We start from the raw sequence: 20,670 nt of genomic DNA, 5'->3' as shown, positions 1-20,670 counted from the left end.
TTACAGCCGTCAATCCACGTTCAAAACTTCGCGACTATAGACCTGTAGAGCAATGCTCCAGGTTTGGTAGCCCTGAGTGCTGAGGTGAAGTCCGTCAGTACTAAGTTCGGGCCGCAGATCGCCGTCGAGATTGGCGAATAGAGGATACAGATCGAGAAAGTAAACGCCTTCTTGTCGGGCCAGGGTTTCGAGCTGTTTGTTGAGATCCTGAATTCGCTGATTGGACACTTTGAGCAGCCGCTCGCGCCCTTCCCAAGTGGCTTGCTTGGCATGGGGCAGAATCGACTGGACCACAATCTGAGCTTGGGGATGGGCTGCATCGAGGTCACGAATAATTTGGCGCTGGTTGTCGAGGATCTCCTGATCGCTCGTGCCACGCAGCAGATCATTGATGCCAATCATGACAAAGATAGTTTCTGGCTTGGTTTTCTCGAACAAATCCAGTCGCTTCAGTAGACCATGAGAGGTTTCGCCAGAAATGCCCTGATTTAGCCAAAAGCGCTCTGGAGGCAGCAGCTCATTCGGAAACCAGAGACTAATCGAATCTCCAACCAGTATGGTCAGCCGCTCTGGCTGTTGCTCGACAATCGCATTCGCTTCCTGCCGCAGTTGGTCCAGCCATTGTTCATAGGTAAGCTGATGACGTTCGCCGGACTGGGTCGATGTAGCAACATACGCGGCTTTCCCTCCATTGCTCGCATATGCATTGCTCGTGATCGTATGTGTGATAGTTGGAATTTTTCCTGCATTCTTCGCCGCTATAATGTCATTTTTCCTGCGACGATTCGGCATTTATGGATCTTTCGCTGCTCCGTTCGCTTGGGTATTTACCGAGTTCGCCAGATATTGGATGACCGGTAACAACTGGAATGCTCTCGGATACTCTCAAGCCTTCTTTGAACCTTTTTTGGTTTACGCACGTTATGGTGGTGTCTTGTTCGTCAGTTTTATCTGTGCTTCTTTTGCATCCGCTATAGCGTTCGGTTTCGTGCTGATTTCTTCGAGTAGCAATAAATACAAATATATCTTCGGCGTTCTGCCGCTTACCCTGCTGATAACGGCGGCGTTTCTAATTAACATACTTAATTCGTGGGTCCGCTGGACTTACAAGGGTGATGTTGTGGCTTATGTTGTAGCTCTTCAGCCCAATGTACCGATGTCTGGCCTGACGCGGGAGAAGTGGGATCAATTAAGGCAAAGACACGTTCGAATGGCGGAAAAGGCTTTACTCGAACTCAGGGGAAAGGAATATCAGCCCGCGCGGCCGATAACGGTGATCTTTCCGGAATCACCGATGAATTTTATGTATGAGTACGACGCCGAGACCAAAACATTTATCGATGCATTTGCCTCGCAAAACAATGTAAATGTGCTCTTCAATTCAGCCGAACCGAACCATCTGGATGGTAAATTCTTTAATTCTGCTGTGATGGTCGGACCGGAGAGTCGCGAGATACAGCAATATGATAAGATTTACCTCGTTCCGTTCGGGGAGGCAGTCCCGTTCCCGCTTGAAGGGCTATTGCCGGGATTCGTCGGGAATTTTTCATACGGATCCGAACACCGTTTGTTCCCGCTCGGCGAGGCAAAGGCTGGGGTGATGATCTGTTTCGAATCGCATTTCGGTGAACTTTCACGGCAATATGTCCGGAACGGTGCGGATGTGATAATTGAAATGACGAACGATGGCTATCTCGGACCGACTCCGGTACTTAGGCAGCATCTGGCGAATGCGGTTTTTCGAGCGGTTGAGTCCAAGAGGCCATTGCTTCGGGTAACAAATGTTGGGATCACAGCCTACATAAATGAAGGAGGCGAAATACTGAACCCGGCTCCGGTTTATCAAGAGGATTTTCGTATCTGGACAGTATCAAAGAGCGACGGGGGGCTAACCTTTTTTGCCAGATATGGTGATTGGTTGGGATGGATCTGCACTTTGGGTCTAATTGGAGCATTTCTCTTTGGTTTTCGTAAGTCTTTTCACTCAGGAAACGGATGTTAGTTAAAAGTTCTCTTGCGTATCAATTGATCTTTCAATCACATATGGTGACTTAAGAGATGGCTGAAAAAAGGATAGAGATCTCAGAGCCTTTCAATGTTAGTGCTGATGTTATGTTTGCGACCGGATGGGAGGCGGATAAAATCTGGTCCAGGCCACTTTGAGCGGAGTCAGGCTGGGCGGTAGATTGCGACTGTTTTTGGACTGTTAATGTTTGCGTAGCTGGAGTGGTTCGCTGAGCCACTGTCGAGCTAGTCTCAAGACGAGAGCTAGAATGCGTCGCCACACTTCTGCTTCGCTCACCCGTGATCTGCATGGCAATCAGCAGAGCTGCGGTGGCAAAGCTCAGAAACATGAAACTAGCGCTGAGCGCATCATGTTGTTTACGAATAGCCATTGGATTAATGCTCTCCCTTGTCTGCCCGAGGATGAGCACTCAGACCAAATTGCTGAGACTTTTATTCCATTGGCTGAATAATACCCCGTAATCCACTGCGACTCAACATTTCCACCGCAGCTTCCGCATTTTCCCGGCTACTAAACGCTCCAATTTGGATCACAGACTGGCCATTAAACGAAGTGACAAATGCCCCAGGCACAAGGGATTGCACAAGGGATTGGGCTGAATCATCTGCGGTTTCAACCACCACGCGAAATTGGAGATTACGCCGAGCCACCAGCGTGCCATTCCGGCTCGAATCGCCAATGCTGATTTTTGCCATCCCACTCGTATTGCCCAAAGGAATTTCTCCAGCCGGTACTGGCAAGATGCGGGTCGCAACAGCAGAATTCGAGGCGCTACTTGAGGAACTAGTCGAGACACGGGCAGCGGTCCGTTCTGGCGGCGGTACCGGGATATTGATCGGAGTGCCGCCTAGCGTCGGAGCCGCGGGCCGCGTTGCAGCAAAATTCTGACGCGGTAAACTGGCTGCCGCTGTGATCACTACATTTTCCAATTGAGGTGGGACTTGAGAGGCCGTAGTGGGTACCGTTTGCGGGCGCTCAGGTGGTGGAACGGCGATCTCAATGGCTCTTGCCGTTTGGGTTGAAGCTGCTAGGGTTCGATTCAAGGGTTGGTTCCTGGCAGGGCGAGAAGCGGGGAGAGGAGACTGGGCGCTGGGGCGTTCTGGCGGCGGTACGGTCAGGTTGATCGCCGCAGGAGAGGTTGTTTCTGGTGCTGGGACTGAAATCGGCACCGAGTTGGTTGAACGGGTTGGCGCAGTTGTTGCACTTGCTAGAACAACCGAACGATTCGGACGCAAATTAGCTTGAGCATGGGTTCGAGAATTGCTCTGCGCACGGTTCAGGAAATTGTTGAGAGTACTAATGGGCGGGTTCGTTTGCGCTTGGGCTGGAGAACTACTCTGAGGATTGGTTTGATCACTAGTTTGCGGTTGAGGTCGAGCGGGCGGCAGACTGGAAATCAGACTGGGGGATGGAGCAGTGGCCTGGCTAGCTGTAGTGGGAGCTGGAGTTGGCCGTGAGCGGGTTGAGGGTTGAGGCGAACGAGGCACCTGAGTGGCGGGGAGACGGTCTGCCGCTGAAGCAATAGTCGTGACACTTATCAATGCCCAGTCCCGATGATATTTGCAGTCTAAGAGGTTTAAAGACAGCCCAGCCAATAACTCCATTCCACGACTAAATCCTCGCCCCAAACACTGCGGTACGCCGCCTGTAAGCTCCTCAAACTCATCTAGCATCAAGTTGTTACATCTAGGTTTAGGAGCTTGTTGGCACAGTTCATCCCAGTCAGCTTCGGTGAGAATGAGGGTCATGGTGGAGTTCAATACAGAGTAAACTGATTAAATGAGAATGAGTTGCAGCAATTGTACCAGATTCTTCAGCCCGCTCATTGTGCGGATGTTTAATCTCTGAGTAATATGGAGCACTATCTCAACTTCAACCTGAGCAATGAACCCCATCGCTTTCATGTCAGTCTCCCCTGGAGCAACCTCCACACGGTCAATTTCAATGCCATTGACGCACATCTGAAAAGCGTAGTGCCAGAGGCGATAACGATCGCACCCCTGAATCTGAAAGCATCAATTCCCATAACTGGCTCCGACAAACACAGACCAATCACGACACTGCGATGAATCCCTATCAACAAGAATTCGCCAAGTTGATGGGTGGTCAGATTCACCAGGCTGGCTTAACCCAGGCTGGCTACCCCTACCTGATTGTCAACCAACCAGATTCAGAAACATTCTTCTATGCGATTCTAGCAGGATACGCCTTTTCTTTCTCTATACCGTACACCAGATCTGAATATAGCTCCGCATAATATAGCTCCGCATAATATAGCTCCGCATACATTCGTCAATCCAAAATCTACAACCGCGAACTGCTGTCCTCATTCTCAAATCCCATCATTCGCTGCTCTAAGCTGCTGAGCATAACCGATGCTTCTGTATATATGGCTTGCAGGGACTCCAGATCTTGTTTGTTAGCGAGTTCAGCACTGGATGATCCGATTAACTCAACCACTTGATCAAGAGTAGCGTTGAGAACCGCAGCAAACTCATATTGACTCACCTGATTGTTGCCTCGAAAGGTACGGTCAGGATAAGTCGTTAATGCCCCAAACTTTTCAACCATTGTTCTGATTGCTTCATAGGCCCAGTGGTTATTGGGAACATCAATAATCTGACTGGTAGACGTAACTTGGGCGAGCAACAGTTCCGATTGCCTTTCAGGGTTAGAATTGACTTGATTCAATGCAATCAAGCGAGGAACTGAATCTAAATTTGCATCTTTAGAGAATGCCAATTGCGGAAATTGATTACAAGGGCGATGGAAAGTCCTGAGAACGTCATGCTGGTCTTCTTGAGCTGTGTCTGGCTTTTGCAAGCTGCTGGTCGAAGTTTCCTGCCTTAAGTCTTTTAAGCGAACCTTCAAGTTTGCCAATTCTGTAGCCATATCTTGCAAAGAGGCAGCTAGGAGTATAACCTCTGACTCAGTACAGGACAAAAGCTTGCAAGGGGGTACTAGGAAAGGGTTTCATGAGAATTACCACATCTTCGCTCAAATTGCGGCTCACCAGTTCCAAATCCTCGATGGTGCTTTCTAGACCCAGCTTGCCGGAGGCGGTTTCGCCAATCTGCTCTGTTTCAGTTAGGGTGCCGGCAATGTCCTGCAAATATCCAGCAAACTCTTGCCGGGCTTTGGCGACTTTGTCTAAATCATGAATCAAACTTTCAGCTTTGTCAGCCATTGAAACTCCTTAAGGTGGAAATACGATAGGCCAAAAACTGGTGCCATCCAATCAAACCAATGCACCAGGGCCATGAGTCATTTCCAGGTGAATGCTTCCGCAAATCTGTAAAGTCAATTCTTGGATCCACAGGAATGGATAATCCGCATCCTTCTCCATGCTTTGGTTTCAAGAGATTGACCTTTGCGCTTGTTTTCCCATCATGCAAAGTCCAATCTAATCTTGCCATCCTCCACCTGGATGAATAGGGTTCAGAGACCCAACTCAATCTGGTTGCCGCAGCCACAGTAGCACAATGCTAGAGATGGTAAACATGCGAAATGCCGTCGGCTGACCGTTCCACACCGGAGACTGCCACATGACAAACCACTCGCCGCCAATGCAAAAGAAGGCCAGCAGCCACAGCACACCGCTCGCCGTTAAGCCAATCAACCCATAGGATTTGGCTGCATCGAAGTCAGACCCATCCGCCTTGAGAGCTTGACTGAGCCGCAGCACACCCGTCCAGCAGAGGAGAGCCGTCATCGCTTCCCAGGCAATAATGCTCCAGTAGATCAGGTGCTGCAACGGAGGATTGGTAATGGCTCGCCAGGTTAGCGTACTCTCTGGAAAAATCGTATCCATCAGCAGCACATGCTGCACATAGGCAAAGTTAGTACCATAGTCAGTGAGATTATTGAAGACGACCAGTGTAAAGAAGCAAGCAATAGCAGCAACTAAAATAATTTTAGAGATACGTTCAATCATAAATAATTTAATCATCAGCACGATTGGGTGTATGAGAGTTAGGAGTCAGGACTGTGGCTGTGATTGCGTTTCAGCATCAATTGAATCAATTGGTCCAATTTTATCTCGCCTAATCTAATTACGGGTGGGCAGCAACAAAGCTGGGATTACATCGTCATAGGAGTCTATCTGAGGCGTTGTCTCTATTTAGCCTCCTGACCCCACTACTTTGCCTGCGCGTCAACAGCAGCCTGTCTCTCCTGTCTCTCACATCATGAAAATCTTGCCATTGCTCATAGCCGCATGCGTCGGCACACTCTCTGCTTGTCTTCCAGAAGGGCGGAAGACGGGTTCCAGTCCATCTCCACCGCCATCTGTAAATTCATCCCTCAATTCATCGCCATTGTCCACCGGCCAGCCCAAATTAGCCGGGCTGGATGTGCAGCTATTTACATCGGAGGAATTGTTCAATCAAGACGGGGGAGGTTGCGGCATGAGTCTCTGGACGCAAGCAGATGGGCCGCGTCCTAGGACTTTTGCCTCCCAGTTCCAGCGTCACTGGAGTGAGGTGATTGGCAGCAGCCTGCATCACAATCTTGCCGATCGCCGTACCGCCGGTGAAGAAAATATGGTCAAATTTTTCGGCCAGCACTGCTTGGCTCACCTCCACACCGCCTTCCACTACGGCAACATAGGCCGGATCAAAGGTTTGGGCAATTAGATGCGCCAAGATCCGCGAGGTTTGAGGAGCGAGTTCTGAAGGCTTCAGCAACGCACAGTTACCCGCTGCTATCGCTCCTACCAAGGGGGCAATCATCAATTGAAACGGATAATTCCAGGGGCCAATAATCAGCACCACACCAAGCGGCTCAGGATAGATCCGTCCCCTAGCAGGAAACTGCTCCAAGAGCACTGCGACCGACTTGGGTTTGGCCCAAGCTCGCAAATGCTTGATTACGTAATTGATTTCTTTGATGACTCCAATCTCGGTCAGGTAGGCTTCTAGCTCTGGCTTATGCAAATCGGCTTTTAGCGCCTCTAGGATCGCCGCCTCGTGATCGAGAATCGCTTGTTTCAGGGCTTTGAGCTGGCTGAGGCGGAACTCAACCGATTGGGTTTGGCCAGTTGCAAAAAAGGTCCGCTGCCGGCGAACAATGGCTACGATCGAGTCTGTGCTGGAGTCTGGACCAGTTGTAGTGCTGGTTGGAGTGATGTTAGTAGTGACCTGAACCATGAAAATCTCGCTTGAGCAACTCTTCTACTTTCTTAACAATTGTTATTTTTGACAATGTTCATAGCTATACCGTTTGTAGGGGTAGCGCCAAGACTAGACCAGCTATAGACAATCTACAAAGCAATACGCGAAATCGGACTATTCGGATGTCTGATGGCTGTTTAGTTGATCTGCTCGAACCTAGTTACAAATGGTTAGCATGGATTAAACGGCCCAGCAGTCGAGGATAGCCTGCCCTATGAACGAACAGCGCAAACTACTTTCAGCCCTTTCTCATGGAGCGATTTTCTTTAGCTCGCTTTTTGTCTCGATCGGCATCCCGATTGTGATTCTACTGATTAACAACGATCCAGTCGTCAAGGCTAATGCATTGGAATCGCTTAATTTTCATATTAACCTTTACATCTACGGCATTATTTTTGGGCTGCTAGTTTTCATTGGTATTGGTATCCCTTTACTAATTCTGCTTGGCATTGCCAGTTTCGTTCTGCCGATTATTGCGATTGTCAAGGTTTTGAGCAATCCAGATCAACCCTACCGTTATCCCTTTTTGCTGCGAATTTTCTAGCCCTAAGGCAGGACTCCAGCCTCAATTCCTCTCTCCTGAACCATAGTGGCTTCAAGGGTAGCCAGCGGCACCTGGTAGAAAAACTGTCGCATAAACTGCTCTTGCCGCACTGCACTAAGAAATTGCTCGATCGCCTCGATTGCTGCCTCTGATGGTGCCGTTGCCGTAGATTGATCTGTGCAGCCTTCCTAGGTCGAATCAAGCATGCGTTTGACGAAAATCCTACCTTGCCTAACCTGCTGCTGGCTCCAGAGTTCAAGCAGACCATTCTGGATCGGCAGGATGCATGGCGGGAAGTGTTGATGACGGCAGCCAAACTGGGCATTCCAGTGCCAGCCTTTAGCGCCTCCCTCGACTACTTTGACAGCTACCGCCGCGATCGTTTGCCACAAAACTTGACTCAAGCTCAGCGCGACTACTTCGGTGCCCACACCTACGAGCGCACCGACAAGCCCAGAGGCGAATTTTTCCATGCTGCTTGGTTTTAACGCCTAGGGCACTCGTTCAACCTCAACTCAATCTCTCATGTTGCTATTTGGCTTCCCTCTCCTGGGGTGATCGGTTGTTCAGTCAAACGTCCCTTCGGCCAAGGAGAGGGTTGTTTATGGCAATCAAATGGCAATCAATTAGTGGTGGCAATCAATTAGTGGTGATCGTTCAGGTAATATCAAGTTTGGTTAATTAGCCATAGTTCCGGTCGGGGCGAAGCATTTGCAAAATGAACTCAAGGCTGAGCTATAGAGCTTTTGATGCAAATGCTTCGCCCTTACGTTTGGTCTGATGATCCAGACCGTCGGCTTCAGTCGAGCAGCGCGTTTGTTGGAGCAGGTGCAAAGACCAGCTGAATCTTGCGAGCGGAAAACTGGCAGAAATACATGAGCCAGCTAAAAATTCCGAGTAGCTTACAGCCCTCTTCCAGCTCGTAATGGCCAAACATAGTTTCCGGCGTTTGATCAACGATGGTAGAGAGACCGAGAAAAGCAACGGCCAGACAGAGAAACACGGGCTGAGATCGCAAAATCAGCTTCCTAAAGCTTGTCACAAATGCCACAAACAGCAATGCGTAAACAATAAAAACCAACAGTTCGGTAAGATTTTGAACCGCTCTTGGAACTACAGCCTCAGGGCCATACAACACTCTGCTAAACCGCTCATGTAGACGAAACTGATCGTCGAGCAGAAACTGAGTCGATAGCAGACCGGAGAAAATCAAAAACGCAACCGTTTGGGAATCAGCGGGCTTTGAACCGCTAGCTCGAATAATCGAGGCAGAAAAGAAGCAAATCGCAGCGGTTGCACACCAGAGCAGATTGCCAATTTGAGAGAAGAAGCCAATAAAAGCAGATTGACCACTAATTTCTGCTGGATCGGATACGAGTTCAAACATCGTAAATCCTGCCCATCGGCCAATCCAAGCAGTTACGATCATAAACCCAATCATTGGCAGATAGAGTTTCAGAAGAGTCAGCAATGAGATCTTCATGAGCACTTGGCATGTAAAAGTTAATACCAAATTAACCTATGGTTAAATCTTCTCCGTTGCTTGGCATCTATCCGGAGAGCGGTGACAAGTAGGCTCAATCAGCTAAGCTCAAACAAACTGACAGTTGCTTACTTCTGAAGGGTTAACCATCAGAGCCGATAGGAGAGAACCCCAATGCTCGTTTTGAATGATGCTCAAGCCATCGTGGTCGAAAGCCTGCTGACCAAAATGCTGCTCCATGACACCTACTCAGTAGCCCAGCTCGAAGAGGCGATTGGCTGGTTTCAGCGAGAAGCCGATCGGGTTTCCTGTCCGTTTGAACAAGTGTGGAGCCAAAACTTGGCGCAAGACATTGTCCGAGAGTTACGCCGTCAAACCTGAGCGTCCTCGGCTTTATTAGGGTACAAAAAAACCGCAAACTGTACCCTAATTTCTATTCAAAGACTGCCCCAGCCGATCGAAAATTGGGGTCTATCAACTAGAGGCGCTTGCGATCGGAGGTTGACTACCTGCTACGAAACCAAACTCGTTGCCATCCTCGGCGTTGCTGAATAGAGGGATGAATCGTGGAGTTGCTGTAACGTTGGTCGCCCCCTTTTCTGGGATGCCCGCAGGGCTATAATTCACCCTAATTCAGCACCGCTTCCATCCTCTGCTGATTACTCTCTAGGTTTGCTATGGGTATGGTTTGAGCAATCGAAATGGGATAAACCTGACAATACTGCGAACTTTCTGCCAGCAGGTAATCGATGAACGTTCTTGCAACCGTCGGGAGGACTTTTCCTTTAGGGAAAACGGCATACCACTGTTGATGGATTGGGAAATGGTCTACGTTCAGTACAGATAACTGCAGCTCCGCATTCCGATCCGTCAGGCTATGCAGCGATAAAATAGACAGCCCCAGCCCTTGGCTGACGGCTTGCTTGATGGCTTCATTACTGCCTAGCTCTAGCTTCACTCGCACAGGGATACCCTGCTGCCGCAACAGCTGATCGGCTGCTTCACGGGTCGCAGAACCTCGCTCCCTCATCACAAACGGTTGCTCAGCTAAATCGGTGAGTGTAACCTGTGGTTTGTGCATCAGCGGATGCTCAGTCGGTGCAACCACGACGAGCGGATTACAGAGAAAAGGTCTGATCTCAATATCGTCTCGTTCCGGCAAACGGCTGAAAATATAAATATCGTCTAAGTTGTCATTCAAGCGGTTGAGTATGGTGTCGTGGCTGCCCACTTCCAGAGAGACATTAATGCCAGAGAATTGCTGACAAAAGGGAGTCAGCAGTTTGGGCAGGAAGTATTTTGCCGTCGTTGTAGCAGAGAAGCGTAACCGGCCCTGCGCCACTCCTTTCAGCTCAAATAGGTTGATTTCCAATCGGTCTAGACGCTCAAACACCTCCTGGCAGGTTTTGAACAATACCTGACCTGACTCGGTCAAATAAAGCCGTTTGCCAATTTGTTCGAACAAAGGGACACCAATGGCTTTAGCAAGATGCTTCACCTGCATCGACACAGTGGGTTGCGTTAAATGCAGTTCTTCAGCCGCGCGCGTAAAACTCCCAAGTCGTGCAGTTGCCTCAAATACCTGCAACTGGTGCAGCGTCCACCGTGCGAGCAACTTCTGCGACCGTCCATTCTCCTTCCTGTAACAATTGTTTGGCTCGCTGCATGCGCTGCTGGGTTAAATACCCGATTACCGTAGTGCCGAACAATCCTTGAAACCCACGCCGCAGGGTGCGGTCGCTCAGCCCCACCTGTTTTGCTAGCTCTAGTAACGAGGGGGGATGCTCAAATTGCGTTGTCAAAATCTCCTTGGCGTAATAGAGACGGGCAATGGTTTCGGGTTTGAGGCGAGGTAGATGTTGTACTTGATCCAATTGACCTGAGAGCAGATCCAAATGCATTGCCAACAGTTCAAACACCTTGGCTTGCAGGTACAGACATTTTGCCGCACCGCGATAGGGAGCATTCCAGATCTGTTGAACCAGCAATCGCATCGCCGGAGTTACGGTCGGATAAACTGATGCTTTCCAATCGTTGTGCTTGAACAGAAATTCTCGTGTACCAGAACTATATTGCTGATCTTCTCGTAGAAATGAGTCGAGCCATCCTGGTTCAATGTTCACGCTAACAATAGTAACTTGCTCTCCGCCTCGGTACTTTTCCACATAGGCTGGCGATATGCCGCTGCCTGAAAAATAGCCGCAAGTTTCACCTAGGCTGGGATGAACTGCATCGAAGTAAATATGACCTGACAGATGAATGCCGATCTGAATCGGATGCTCATGGACGGGCGCTTTCACCATCAAATCCTGATGAAATCTGTACTGATAGAAGTCTAACCATAGCCCAGGTATTAGCTCTAGACTGCGATGATAGCCGCAACCAAGCTGCTCTGGCACCCCTGCCCACTCCTCCAAGTTATCGATCAAGTTATCGATTCGCTCGTCTGGTTGTGGGTTGGGAGTCTGTTGACACAGTTCCTCCCAGTCTGATTCGGCGAGAATGAGCGACATGGTGGAATTAAATCAAGCTGAACAATTGACCTAGATGAGAAGAGTTTGCAATAATCATACCACAATTGTCCTTATTTAACTATCATGCTATGCAAGTGCGAGAACCAACCGATCAGCTAACGGGTGTTGCGGAAACGCTGATGATTACCCTCTATGCTCGTGCAATTGAGACCCGGCGTCCAGACCCAATTTTGTCTGATGCTAAAGCCGTCGAGATTGCAGAACGACTAGATTATGACTTTGCCAAATACGAAAAAGGCTGGGGATCTCAACTCGGTTGCGTTCTACGGGTGCGAACCTACGACCAAATTGTCCAAAACTTTCTCGAAACTTACCCCAGCGCTGTCATTGTCAATCTCGGTGCCGGTATGTGTACGCGATTGTCTCGCATCGACAACGGCGAGGTGCACTGGTACGAGGTAGATTTTCCAGAAGTAATTGCCCTGCGGCGCAAGTTCTTTCAAGAGAACAGTCGCTATCAATTCATCGCTCAATCGATTCTGGATTTCACCTGGATGGATGCAATTCAGCGTCAGCCCCTCAAAGGTACCAGCGGTTCCGTCTGCCATAGATTGCAGCGGGAACGCTAGAAGAGACAAAACCAGCGAGAGCGAAATGGCCGATATTCTTTTGATCAAGTTCTTATTCATAGTGGTTTGGGTGTTATCTGGAAATTGAGCCGCTGGGTGCGATCAGACGACAAAACATTAGATGTCATTCGGAGCGGAACAGTTCGCAGGCAAATCAACCGAATCGAAACCCTGCTATCTCCAACTTTCTTGATTCTACACAATCGAATAGCTAAAGCAAAACTTTAGGTTTGTTTGAATCGAGATGAAAAGAGCGGAGCATTTCTGCTCCGCTCCGAGATGTTTACATCAAAGATGATGTAAAGCTATGAACTATGGGTTAGGGTTGCGGGCACCCGGCGGCACTCGATACAGCTTGGTGCGAGGCTGTCCGGTGTCGGAAGCTCCGCCGCTGATCATCGTGATCCGGGACCTATCAAACCTACGGAAGTTGATGTGGTTGGTGATCAACCGTTCGCGTGCCGCGATCTCACGGGACGTGCCGTAGTTGATGATATAACCCTGATCCTGCGGATTGTTCGCAAGGTCTGCGAAGAAGATATCGAGACGGGCCCTGATATCGTCGTTCGAGAGTCTTCCGAAGTCATCAACAAGGATCGGCTCCGGTTCTGGTGCGACAGGTGCGGTCTCACTAGCGGTCCGCGGGCAGTCACCGCAGTTCGGATCAAATCCGCTGAGTTCGACCGTAGCAGTGATTGTACGGCCAGCATCAGCGTTCGACGTTTGAACAACGATGCTGCGGGTACCCTGACCGGCAATGATTGTACCGCCATTTACTGACCAGTTAATCGATAGGCCGTCGCCGCCGCTGATATTGGCGGTAAAGGTCATCGTCCGTCCAGGTGACGTTACACCGGCAGGTCCGGTAACCGAGATGGTCGGGCAAGCCGGGCAAACCTGAACACAACGGCACGGTTCGATGGTTACAGTTTTAGTCTGGGTCTGTCCGCAGATACCGCAACCGTCATCGACGCCGGCCGTGATCGTGTAGGTTCCCGGAGGAACGCCACTCAGATCCCACTGAACATTCGCGCCAGATCCGACGATACGACCTGCAGATACCGTGTAGTTATATGTAAGCACGTCATTCTCAGGATCGACCGCTGTGGTCGAGACATTGATCATGGTGCTTTCGTTGCAGACCTCCCCTTCAGCCGGACGTGTTCCCGGAGCACATCCGAGCTTAATGGTCTCGTCACTGAGCGAAAGTGAAGTTACATTCGCGGGCTGATTAACAACCTCTTTCTGACGGTTATTGCGTCGGCCGATCCACATTTGGGCTATGAAGCCGTGTGGGTCACTCGACGGGCGGAAACCGTTCGGAACACCAGAGAAATTGGTGCGGATGACTACAGGAGTACATTGTCCCGTTGTCGGGGGATTAATGCACGGAACGAAAACCGACGGATGCTCTTGGTCGCGATGTTTTTTCACGAGTGCTTTACGGCGCTCGCATCTCACTTCAAGTTGGGATCAGTGTCGTCGCAGTGTCTGCATTCATAGGGATCATCATCGGTGCGATCTCAGGATTCTATGGCGGCTGGATCGATCGAATACTTTCCGGATATGTGTTCAATGTGTTTTTGGCTTTTCCGGGACTGTTGTTGGCGATCGCTTTGGTCGCCTTCCTCGGTGCGGGGCTCGGAAAATTGATTCTGGCACTTTGCATCATTGGCTGGGTAGGTTATGCACGGGTGATGCGCGGACAGGTACTGAAGGTTCGCGAGTATGATTTTGTGCAGGCCGCGAGGGCCCTCGGAGCAAGCAATCTAAGGATACTTTTTGTTCACATCCTTCCGAATTCGATTCAGCCTCTGATCGTTCAGTCATCGTTGGGGATGGCGGGTGCGGTTCTGGCAGAGGCCTCGCTTTCGTTTCTTGGATTGGGGATCCCTCCGCCGGCTCCAAGCTGGGGAACTATGATAGAAGAAGCCCGCCAACTATTTTCGATATATCCTCACGTGCTTTTCTTTCCCGGTGCGGCGATCGCTCTTACCGTGCTGGCTTTCAATTTTATTGGTGACGGACTTCGTGAATATCTTGATCCGAAGCAGCGCACACGTTAGCCACAATGAAGATCGAACCGCTTGGCGAAAATACAGTCATCGTTACATTTTGCGATGCCATCCCCGATGAATTGAATAGCAAAGCGATAGCTTTGTGTGAGGCACTCGATAGAACTCCGTTTTCTGGATACATAGAGTCGGCACCAGCATATACTTCTGCCGCGGTCTATTTTGATTGCTCGGTAGTGCGAACTGCATACCCAACCGCCGGATCTGCCTTTCAAGCAGTATCCGATATTGTCAGGAAAATATCTGCCGGCATTGCCGACACTCCAACCCATCAGGGACGGAATATGGAAATTGGTCTATTTTGCGGAGATGAATATTCTCCCGATCTGGAAGCCGCATCGGCGATCGTCGGCTTAGATGCCGCTTCTTTTATTGAAATATTTGTTGGACGAACTTACCGTGTAAATATGCTTGGGTTTCTTCCCGGATTTGCCTATATGAGCGAAGTTGATGAGCTTATAGCTGTTCCGAGGCGGTTAAATCCCCGAACAAATGTTCGTCGAGGGAGCGTTGGCATTGCCGGACACCAAACCGGCATTTATCCCCTCGATTCTCCCGGCGGTTGGCAGATCATTGGCTGGACAGATTCTGTTATGTTCGATCCTATGCGGGAGGAACCCTGTCGGTTGAGACCGGGAGATAAAGTTCGGTTCGTTCTAAGATAACCTACTCCTCTGATGGACCTTACCCCTAAGATGCAGCAGGTGCTCCACTTATAATGTCACTCTTGATCAGACGATCAGGCATTCTTACTACTATCCAGGACCTCGGACGGCGTGGCCAACAACGGCTCGCCTTTTGGCAAAGGCTCTAAATTGCCACAAAGCTGAAAAACCTACAGTAACACCGTGTCGTTCTGATGCCGTTGATGTTTGCCCCTCCTGTCGCGAGATCGGTGAAGGCCGCTCGCTTGATGTGCTTGAATTTGACGCAGCCTCACACACAAAGGTCGAAGAGATAAGGCAGATCATCCTCGAGGGACTGAACATCGCACCGGCACGTGATCGCTTCAAAATGTTCATCATCGACGAAGTTCATATGCTCTCGAACTCGTCTTTCAACGCATTATTGAAATCGGTTGAGGAACCGCCGCCAAATCTAGTATTTGTAATGGCGACGACCGAACTTCATAAGGTTCCGGACACTATAGCCAGCCGTTGCCAAGAGTTTCAATTCCGTACCATCTCGACATCAAAGATTTTCGATAGATTACGCCTGATCGCCGACAACGAAGGTGTTGATATAGAAGATGGAGCTCTGCGGGAAGTGGCTCGTTCCGGTGAGGGCTCGATGCGTGATGCCCAATCAAACCTTGACCAGGTCATTAGCTTTGCCTCTGGCCGGGTTAGCGTCGAAGACGTACTCTCGGCGCTAGGAATGGCTGGGACAGAAATCTTGGAGAAGGCAATCGTCGCCATTGGGGAAAGTGATGTCCTGGCAGTTTTGAATATCGTTGCAGATCTATCTGCTCGCGGACAGGATCTACGAAATTTTTGCCGTGATCTCATGGCCTGCATACGCGATCTGTCAGTTTACAAGGTCTCGCAAGGCTCGGAATTAGTTGACAGTTCGGCCTTTTCCGCAGAGACGCTATCACGGCTTTCCGAGTATTTTTCGATGTCGGATCTTGTTCGTATCTTTCATTCTTTGGCCGATACCGAATCACGTTTGAAGGATGCCATCCAATCTCGGCATACTGTCGAACTAGGTTTGGTCAAGTTAGTGGAGATGCGAAGATTGGCTAGTTTGGACTCGATTCTGGAACGCCTCTCGGTACTTGGATCAAGTGTTGCTGCGACACCGCAAATGCCTCAAAATGAAACTTTTGTCGTGTCGACAGCTTCGGCGCCGAAGGAACCCACACCTTCGACGCCGACCCCGCATGCTGTCGATGATGCTATTGAGACGTTAGAAAAAAAAACTTTGATCGACGGGGATCCGACCGACCGGGATAATGAGGAAAACGATGAGACTGAATTTGCCGATGCTGACGGGATATTTGAGAACACCTTAACACCGCTGGACGAGGACTCATCGAATTTTGAATTTTCGATCCCTGATTTCGTTGATCTTAGTTTTGTAAAAACTACGCCGCTCAGATTTGCTCGGCTTTCGTCAGAAGATCTTGAGCATTTTGAAGTGCCAAAATTAGATGAGGCGTACGAGACAGCACTTGAGATCAGCGGTGAAAGTTTACGTCCGCTATACACCGCGGCTGAGCTTTACCGAATGATAGCGATGCCCAAAGAACGGGTGAGGCGATAATCATCCCGCGCCAACAGGGTCATGTCGTCTAAATCCGGCTGGGCTGCTTCGATTGTGGACTCAAAGATATTGGTAAAGAAGGACGGATCGCCCGGTAAGCGGCGCTGGCTGCCTGCGGACCAGATGGAACCCAAGTCCACACCAAACAACACCTGATGCTCAATCGGGCCGGTGGAGAAGTTGCCTTCGATATTGGTTTGCAGCTCATAGGACTCAAAAAAGTCATCGTTGGAGCGCCAGCGTCGGTCGAGCTGACCAGAGTCTTCGATAATCCAGTTGGTTAAGCGGAAGTCGAAACTATCGGCGGCGATGTAGCTAAAGCCGTTGCGCAGCCGCCAATTTTCGTTCAACCGATGCTCTAGCTGATAGCCAGCTCGCACACTCTCCGTTCGCACCAGAGCCGTGTCGTTTTGGAAGCGCCGATCACGGGGAATATCGGCTACCTCATCTCCAATCGCCACCAATCCATCATCATATGGTCGGGCATCACTGAGATATTCTGCTTCAAATAGAATTGACGTATTCTCGCCAATATTCCATTGCAGAACCGGCGCGACAAAAAAGCGTTCTACATTTTGTTGATAATCGCGGAAGCCATCGTAACCTTCGTAGGCTACATTGAGCCGATAGAGCAGAGAATCATCGCTGGTCAAAGGGCCGGATAGATCGAGGGTAGGACGAATAAATCTGAAGCTGCCGGCCGACAATTCTGCTGTGTAGGCTGAAGATTCTAGCGGACGTTCCGTGACTAGATTCACAGCTCCACCTGGTTCCAGGAACCCATAGAGCACCGAAGCTGGTCCCTTCAGTACTTCGATCCGCTCCAGGTTGGCGGTTTCCCGGACGGCAAACTGATCTTCGCGAAAGCCATTGCGTAAGAATACATCGGTGGAAAAACCGCGAATATTTACCCGGTCGATCGAGCCGGCAAAACTATCATCGGCAGCCACACCGCTAACGTTTTGCAATACATCGGTGATTTGTTCTATCTGCTGGTCTTGCCACACCTGTTGCGGCACCACCTGCACTGATTGAGGCGTATCTCGCAGCGGCGTATCGGTTCTTGTGCCGGTAGTGGCATTGTTGACCTGGTAGCCAGTTTCCTGTTCTCCGGTTACCACCACCTGAAGCGACTCGGCATCGCTGGCCGTATCTGGCGTTCCTGGCCTGACGCTGACTCTCAATCCTGACGGTTCTACCGCGATCTCACCCTGTGGCGGTGCGGCGGCTCCCGTGATCGCCACCCGGACGCGATTACCCGGCAGACTGGTGACTGATACAAGGGCAATCTGCTCGGTCGGATTCGCGGTTTGAAAGGCATCGCCCGCTGGCAGGGATAGTACCGCATTGGGAATATCGGCAATTAGTGCATTTCCGACGGTGGAGAAGGGCACCGGCTGCAAAGGTTGGGTGGTTTGCAGAATCACAATATGTGCGAGAAATTACCATTGCCAATGATGGAATTCTGAATCAAAAAGCGGTGTATGAAACGGGACGATTGGGCTTTTCCGTGATTCAAGAATTAGAAAGCTGGGGTGTGAAATTTCAGAAAGATCACGAAGGTAACTACGACTTGAAGCAAGTGCATCGGGTCGGAAAGTATGTACTGCCAATGCCGGAAGGCAAAGATCTGAAAAAAATTCTGGCTCGTCAAGTGAAGCGGCATGGCGTCAATGTGACCAATCGCGTCATGGCCACCCGTGTGATGGTGCAAAACGGACGAGTCACAGGAGCGGTAGGATTCGATGTGCGAAATGGTGATTTTGTCGTGATTCAGGCCAAAGCGGTGGTGCTTTGTACTGGAGCCTGCGGACGATTGGGGCTGCCTGCCTCTGGCTACCTCTATGGCACCTACGAAAATCCCACGAACGCTGGAGATGGCTACTCGATGGCCTACCATGCGGGGGCTGAACTCACCAACATTGAATGTTTCCAGATTAATCCACTGATCAAAGACTACAACGGTCCCGCCTGTGCCTATGTGGCTAGTCCGTTTGGGGCGTACACCGCCAACGCAGAAGGGCATCGCTTTATTAGCTGTGACTACTGGAGCGGCCAGATGATGCTGGAGATCTGGAAAGAACTCAACTCTGGTAAAGGTCCGGTACATTTGAAGATGTATCACCTCGATGACGATACGATTTCCGAAATCGAGCGGATTCTCTGGGACAACGAACGCCCCAGCCGGGGACGATTCCACGCCGAACGAGGAGAAAACTACCGCACCCATGGTGTAGAAATGAATATCTCCGAGATTGGACTATGCAGCGGCCACAGTGCTTCTGGGGTTTGGGTGAATGAGAAGGCGGAAACAACTGTACCCGGTCTCTATGCGGCTGGCGATATGGCGAGCGTGCCCCATAACTACATGATTGGGGCCTTTGTTTATGGGCGGATTGCCGGCGAGAGCGCAATGGGCTATATCAGTGGGTTAGACCATATAGAACCGGATCCAGAATTCCTGGCGGCTGAGAGAGAGCGGATCTACCGTCCCTTGCAGCAGCCTAATGGCATTCCCCACACTCAAGTCGAGTACAAACTGCGACGGTTAGTCAACGATTATCTGCAACCGCCCAAATCTCCACACAAGATGGAAATTGGTTTGGAGAAATTTACCGATTACCAGGCAACACTGAATTTGATGGGTGCTCAAGATCCCCACGAGCTAATGCGCTGCATGGAGGTTCATTTTATCCGCGACTGCGCCGAGATGGCAGCACGGGCCTCTCTATTTCGCAAGGAAACCCGTTGGGGACTCTATCACTACCGCCTCGATTATCCCGAAAAGAACAATGAAGAGTGGTTTTGCCATGTCAATTTAAAAAAGAGCGAGACCGGAGGCATGGAGCTATTCAAGCGTCCGGTTGAACCTTATATCGTGGTCAACAGGATTATGCCGCTACAACACCACTGCCCACGACCGGCAGAGTGACAGTACGGGACCACATCCGTAATCTCGATCCCAGTCGCCTGATTGTCAATTGCCCAGCAGATTCGGCTCCCTATGCCTTTGCCGAAAGTAGCAACTACGAAATCCAAATTTGTTCGGAAGAATACGACCCCTGGCAACCCAAGTATTACATCAGTCAGGCCAAAGATCGCAGTAGTGGCCTCCGGATTACGAGTGCCAACCCCGAAGAAGCCCGTCAGCTAGTCTTTCGGAATCAGGGCTACACCTATGTGATCTATCGGGATGGTGCTCGCCCAGACCAGAGCAATGCCTATCTGGAGGTCTACGGTCCCAATGGCGATAGCTTTGCCGAAGCGTTGCTCTACCTCTACGAAGCAGGACCAGCCCCCACCGCAGGTAGCTAGTGGCGCAGGTGACCAATTGGGAGTTTGCTCTTGAACTTTCTAACCGATCTCTAGCAGCCGATCTCTAGCAGCCAATTAGCATTCTCAACCATCGCTTAAGCATCACCATCCGACATCAAAGCCAGCGCTTCTTCGGTCGCATCCCAGGCTTCATCTAGGATTTCAGCCATCAACGGATGGTGATAGCGCACTTCATCAGCTAGCTTAGACAGCTCATCAGCAAGACGTAGCAATCGCGTTTCGGCAAGTTGTCGCACCTTGAGACGTTGAGAAATAAAGTCAGGGCTATGTTTTTTGACCGTAACCGGCGGCAGCGTTGGGTAGAGTTCGGCTGAGGCATCTTCGATGAGAGCGTCTGCGGACGCATCGTCAGTTGACTTTGGGGTAGCGACGGGTTGAGAGGAATAACCTCCACCAATGTCAGAATTAATCAACTTATTTAAAGAACGCTGTGGATTCATCAGATTTTCCTCTTCCTTAAAGCTTGTAAACCCTTACCGCAATCTAGACGCTCCCTAAACAGAATTATCGAAGTTCGCAAAATCCTTGCAAATTCTAATGATTCTGACTTTTGAAGATGCCTTTCCCATCACCTAGCTTGACAAACGCATGTACAGCCAATTCTGAGAAAAGGTTAATATTTATTATTTTGTAACTTCAGATACTACTACAACCAGGATTCCCGTAA

At 50.0% G+C, this 20,670-nt stretch carries 23 protein-coding genes and 1 pseudogene; 11 read left to right on the top strand and 13 right to left on the bottom strand.

Translation table 11 applies throughout. The features are described 5' to 3' along the window. Positions 1-9: 9 nt before the first annotated feature. Positions 10-792 carry an SGNH/GDSL hydrolase family protein gene (locus JVX88_RS30025; RefSeq protein WP_211622141.1) on the bottom strand — a complete coding sequence of 261 codons (783 nt, stop codon included), beginning with the start codon at positions 790-792 and terminating at the stop codon, positions 10-12. Between JVX88_RS30025 and lnt the strand changes: the two genes are divergently transcribed. Further along, the gene (gene lnt / locus JVX88_RS30020) at positions 713-2,002 is read left to right on the top strand and encodes an apolipoprotein N-acyltransferase (RefSeq protein ID WP_263975306.1); all 1,290 of its coding nucleotides are present in this window, start codon (positions 713-715) and stop codon (positions 2,000-2,002) included. The two genes, JVX88_RS30025 and lnt, sit on opposite strands and share 80 nt — an antisense overlap. A gap of 49 nt (positions 2,003-2,051) precedes the next feature. On the opposite strand, the gene JVX88_RS30015 is transcribed toward lnt, so the two are convergent. Together JVX88_RS30015 and JVX88_RS30010 are read right to left on the bottom strand one after the other, a co-directional pair. Continuing rightward, positions 2,052-2,396: a hypothetical protein gene (locus tag JVX88_RS30015; RefSeq protein ID WP_211622139.1), complete on the bottom strand. Its 345-nt coding sequence runs from the start codon at positions 2,394-2,396 to the stop codon at positions 2,052-2,054. 61 nt (positions 2,397-2,457) lie between these two features. Continuing rightward, the gene (locus JVX88_RS30010) at positions 2,458-3,774 is read right to left on the bottom strand and encodes a hypothetical protein (RefSeq protein ID WP_211622138.1); all 1,317 of its coding nucleotides are present in this window, start codon (positions 3,772-3,774) and stop codon (positions 2,458-2,460) included. A gap of 105 nt (positions 3,775-3,879) precedes the next feature. On the opposite strand from JVX88_RS30010, the gene JVX88_RS30005 reads away from it, so the two are divergent. Then, complete coding sequence (locus JVX88_RS30005) at positions 3,880-4,095, top strand: hypothetical protein (protein WP_211622137.1); 216 nt, start codon at positions 3,880-3,882, stop codon at positions 4,093-4,095. 235 nt (positions 4,096-4,330) lie between these two features. On the opposite strand, the gene JVX88_RS30000 is transcribed toward JVX88_RS30005, so the two are convergent. The 4 genes from JVX88_RS30000 to JVX88_RS29985 form a co-directional block, all read right to left on the bottom strand. Next, positions 4,331-4,918, bottom strand: a complete 588-nt coding sequence (locus JVX88_RS30000; RefSeq protein WP_211622136.1) for an iron uptake porin — start codon at positions 4,916-4,918, stop codon at positions 4,331-4,333. A 37-nt stretch (positions 4,919-4,955) separates the two neighbouring features. Next, positions 4,956-5,213, bottom strand: a complete 258-nt coding sequence (locus JVX88_RS29995; protein ID WP_211622135.1) for a hypothetical protein — start codon at positions 5,211-5,213, stop codon at positions 4,956-4,958. A 264-nt stretch (positions 5,214-5,477) separates the two neighbouring features. Beyond that, positions 5,478-5,975, bottom strand: a complete 498-nt coding sequence (locus JVX88_RS29990) for a DUF2165 family protein (protein WP_211622134.1) — start codon at positions 5,973-5,975, stop codon at positions 5,478-5,480. 409 nt (positions 5,976-6,384) lie between these two features. Further along, on the bottom strand, positions 6,385-7,173 hold the full coding sequence (locus tag JVX88_RS29985; RefSeq protein WP_211622133.1) for an aldehyde dehydrogenase family protein: 789 nt from the start codon (positions 7,171-7,173) through the stop codon (positions 6,385-6,387). A 238-nt stretch (positions 7,174-7,411) separates the two neighbouring features. Here JVX88_RS29985 and JVX88_RS29980 point away from each other — a divergent pair, with 238 nt between their 5' ends. Both JVX88_RS29980 and JVX88_RS29975 read left to right on the top strand, forming a co-directional pair. Next, positions 7,412-7,741, top strand: coding sequence for a DUF4870 domain-containing protein (locus JVX88_RS29980; protein ID WP_211622132.1), 330 nt, complete (start codon positions 7,412-7,414; stop codon positions 7,739-7,741). Between the two features lie 170 nt (positions 7,742-7,911). Next, positions 7,912-8,229: pseudogene (locus JVX88_RS29975) on the top strand (NADP-dependent phosphogluconate dehydrogenase); the annotation flags it as partial. A gap of 311 nt (positions 8,230-8,540) precedes the next feature. Here JVX88_RS29975 and JVX88_RS29970 read toward each other — a convergent pair. Further along, positions 8,541-9,224, bottom strand: a complete 684-nt coding sequence (locus JVX88_RS29970; protein ID WP_211622131.1) for a hypothetical protein — start codon at positions 9,222-9,224, stop codon at positions 8,541-8,543. Positions 9,225-9,398: 174 nt separating this feature from the next. Here JVX88_RS29970 and JVX88_RS29965 point away from each other — a divergent pair, with 174 nt between their 5' ends. Beyond that, on the top strand, positions 9,399-9,605 hold the full coding sequence (locus JVX88_RS29965) for a hypothetical protein (RefSeq protein WP_211622130.1): 207 nt from the start codon (positions 9,399-9,401) through the stop codon (positions 9,603-9,605). 247 nt (positions 9,606-9,852) lie between these two features. Here the strand turns inward: JVX88_RS29965 and JVX88_RS29960 are convergent, their stop codons facing one another. Further along, on the bottom strand, positions 9,853-10,839 hold the full coding sequence (locus tag JVX88_RS29960; protein WP_211622129.1) for a LysR family transcriptional regulator: 987 nt from the start codon (positions 10,837-10,839) through the stop codon (positions 9,853-9,855). Continuing rightward, positions 10,799-11,737 (bottom strand): helix-turn-helix transcriptional regulator, encoded by a 939-nt coding sequence (locus JVX88_RS29955; protein ID WP_211622128.1) that lies wholly within the window; start codon positions 11,735-11,737, stop codon positions 10,799-10,801. Before JVX88_RS29955 ends, JVX88_RS29960 begins: the two co-directional genes overlap by 41 nt. 89 nt (positions 11,738-11,826) lie before the next feature. Between JVX88_RS29955 and JVX88_RS29950 the strand changes: the two genes are divergently transcribed. Then, the gene (locus tag JVX88_RS29950; protein WP_225931222.1) at positions 11,827-12,327 is read left to right on the top strand and encodes a class I SAM-dependent methyltransferase; all 501 of its coding nucleotides are present in this window, start codon (positions 11,827-11,829) and stop codon (positions 12,325-12,327) included. A gap of 312 nt (positions 12,328-12,639) precedes the next feature. Here JVX88_RS29950 and JVX88_RS29945 read toward each other — a convergent pair whose 3' ends face one another. Continuing rightward, the gene (locus tag JVX88_RS29945) at positions 12,640-13,761 is read right to left on the bottom strand and encodes a hypothetical protein (RefSeq protein ID WP_211622127.1); all 1,122 of its coding nucleotides are present in this window, start codon (positions 13,759-13,761) and stop codon (positions 12,640-12,642) included. Between the two features lie 2 nt (positions 13,762-13,763). On the opposite strand from JVX88_RS29945, the gene JVX88_RS29940 reads away from it, so the two are divergent. From JVX88_RS29940 to dnaX, 3 genes are all read left to right on the top strand, one after another. Further along, the gene (locus JVX88_RS29940) at positions 13,764-14,393 is read left to right on the top strand and encodes an ABC transporter permease (protein WP_211622126.1); all 630 of its coding nucleotides are present in this window, start codon (positions 13,764-13,766) and stop codon (positions 14,391-14,393) included. A 5-nt stretch (positions 14,394-14,398) separates the two neighbouring features. Further along, complete coding sequence (gene pxpB, locus JVX88_RS29935) at positions 14,399-15,067, top strand: 5-oxoprolinase subunit PxpB (RefSeq protein ID WP_211622125.1); 669 nt, start codon at positions 14,399-14,401, stop codon at positions 15,065-15,067. A 73-nt stretch (positions 15,068-15,140) separates the two neighbouring features. Next, positions 15,141-16,667 carry a DNA polymerase III subunit gamma/tau gene (dnaX, locus tag JVX88_RS29930; protein WP_211628937.1) on the top strand — a complete coding sequence of 509 codons (1,527 nt, stop codon included), beginning with the start codon at positions 15,141-15,143 and terminating at the stop codon, positions 16,665-16,667. Here dnaX and JVX88_RS29925 read toward each other — a convergent pair. After that, positions 16,625-18,094: a TonB-dependent receptor plug domain-containing protein gene (locus JVX88_RS29925; protein ID WP_225931221.1), complete on the bottom strand. Its 1,470-nt coding sequence runs from the start codon at positions 18,092-18,094 to the stop codon at positions 16,625-16,627. The genes dnaX and JVX88_RS29925 overlap by 43 nt on opposite strands. 5 nt (positions 18,095-18,099) lie before the next feature. Here JVX88_RS29925 and JVX88_RS29920 point away from each other — a divergent pair, with 5 nt between their 5' ends. Next, positions 18,100-19,599, top strand: coding sequence for a fumarate reductase/succinate dehydrogenase flavoprotein subunit (locus JVX88_RS29920; protein ID WP_263975305.1), 1,500 nt, complete (start codon positions 18,100-18,102; stop codon positions 19,597-19,599). Beyond that, positions 19,596-19,982 carry a hypothetical protein gene (locus JVX88_RS29915; protein ID WP_211622123.1) on the top strand — a complete coding sequence of 129 codons (387 nt, stop codon included), beginning with the start codon at positions 19,596-19,598 and terminating at the stop codon, positions 19,980-19,982. The genes JVX88_RS29920 and JVX88_RS29915 overlap by 4 nt, the downstream gene beginning before the upstream one ends. A 95-nt stretch (positions 19,983-20,077) precedes the next feature. Here the strand turns inward: JVX88_RS29915 and JVX88_RS29910 are convergent, their stop codons facing one another. Beyond that, complete coding sequence (locus tag JVX88_RS29910) at positions 20,078-20,443, bottom strand: hypothetical protein (protein ID WP_211622122.1); 366 nt, start codon at positions 20,441-20,443, stop codon at positions 20,078-20,080. Positions 20,444-20,670: the final 227 nt, after the last annotated feature.

The sequence above is a fragment of the Leptolyngbya sp. 7M genome, from assembly GCF_018128485.1.
This window is presented reverse-complemented; position numbering and strand designations above follow the sequence as displayed.

Excerpts from the sequence above, each read along its gene's own strand:
- JVX88_RS29970 (WP_211622131.1), bottom strand. The coding sequence starts at position 9,224 with ATGAAGATCTCATTGCTGACTCTTCTGAAACTCTATCTGCCAATGATT.
- JVX88_RS29965 (WP_211622130.1), top strand. The coding sequence starts at position 9,399 with ATGCTCGTTTTGAATGATGCTCAAGCCATCGTGGTCGAAAGCCTGCTG.
- JVX88_RS29995 (WP_211622135.1), bottom strand. The coding sequence starts at position 5,213 with ATGGCTGACAAAGCTGAAAGTTTGATTCATGATTTAGACAAAGTCGCC.
- JVX88_RS29980 (WP_211622132.1), top strand. The coding sequence starts at position 7,412 with ATGAACGAACAGCGCAAACTACTTTCAGCCCTTTCTCATGGAGCGATT.
- JVX88_RS30010 (WP_211622138.1), bottom strand. The coding sequence starts at position 3,774 with ATGACCCTCATTCTCACCGAAGCTGACTGGGATGAACTGTGCCAACAA.
- pxpB (WP_211622125.1), top strand. The coding sequence starts at position 14,399 with ATGAAGATCGAACCGCTTGGCGAAAATACAGTCATCGTTACATTTTGC.
- JVX88_RS29985 (WP_211622133.1), bottom strand. The coding sequence starts at position 7,173 with ATGGTTCAGGTCACTACTAACATCACTCCAACCAGCACTACAACTGGT.
- JVX88_RS30015 (WP_211622139.1), bottom strand. The coding sequence starts at position 2,396 with ATGGCTATTCGTAAACAACATGATGCGCTCAGCGCTAGTTTCATGTTT.
- JVX88_RS29990 (WP_211622134.1), bottom strand. The coding sequence starts at position 5,975 with ATGATTAAATTATTTATGATTGAACGTATCTCTAAAATTATTTTAGTT.
- JVX88_RS29950 (WP_225931222.1), top strand. The coding sequence starts at position 11,827 with ATGCAAGTGCGAGAACCAACCGATCAGCTAACGGGTGTTGCGGAAACG.
- JVX88_RS29955 (WP_211622128.1), bottom strand. The coding sequence starts at position 11,737 with ATGTCGCTCATTCTCGCCGAATCAGACTGGGAGGAACTGTGTCAACAG.
- JVX88_RS29910 (WP_211622122.1), bottom strand. The coding sequence starts at position 20,443 with ATGAATCCACAGCGTTCTTTAAATAAGTTGATTAATTCTGACATTGGT.
- JVX88_RS30025 (WP_211622141.1), bottom strand. The coding sequence starts at position 792 with ATGCCGAATCGTCGCAGGAAAAATGACATTATAGCGGCGAAGAATGCA.
- JVX88_RS30000 (WP_211622136.1), bottom strand. The coding sequence starts at position 4,918 with ATGGCTACAGAATTGGCAAACTTGAAGGTTCGCTTAAAAGACTTAAGG.
- JVX88_RS30005 (WP_211622137.1), top strand. The coding sequence starts at position 3,880 with ATGGAGCACTATCTCAACTTCAACCTGAGCAATGAACCCCATCGCTTT.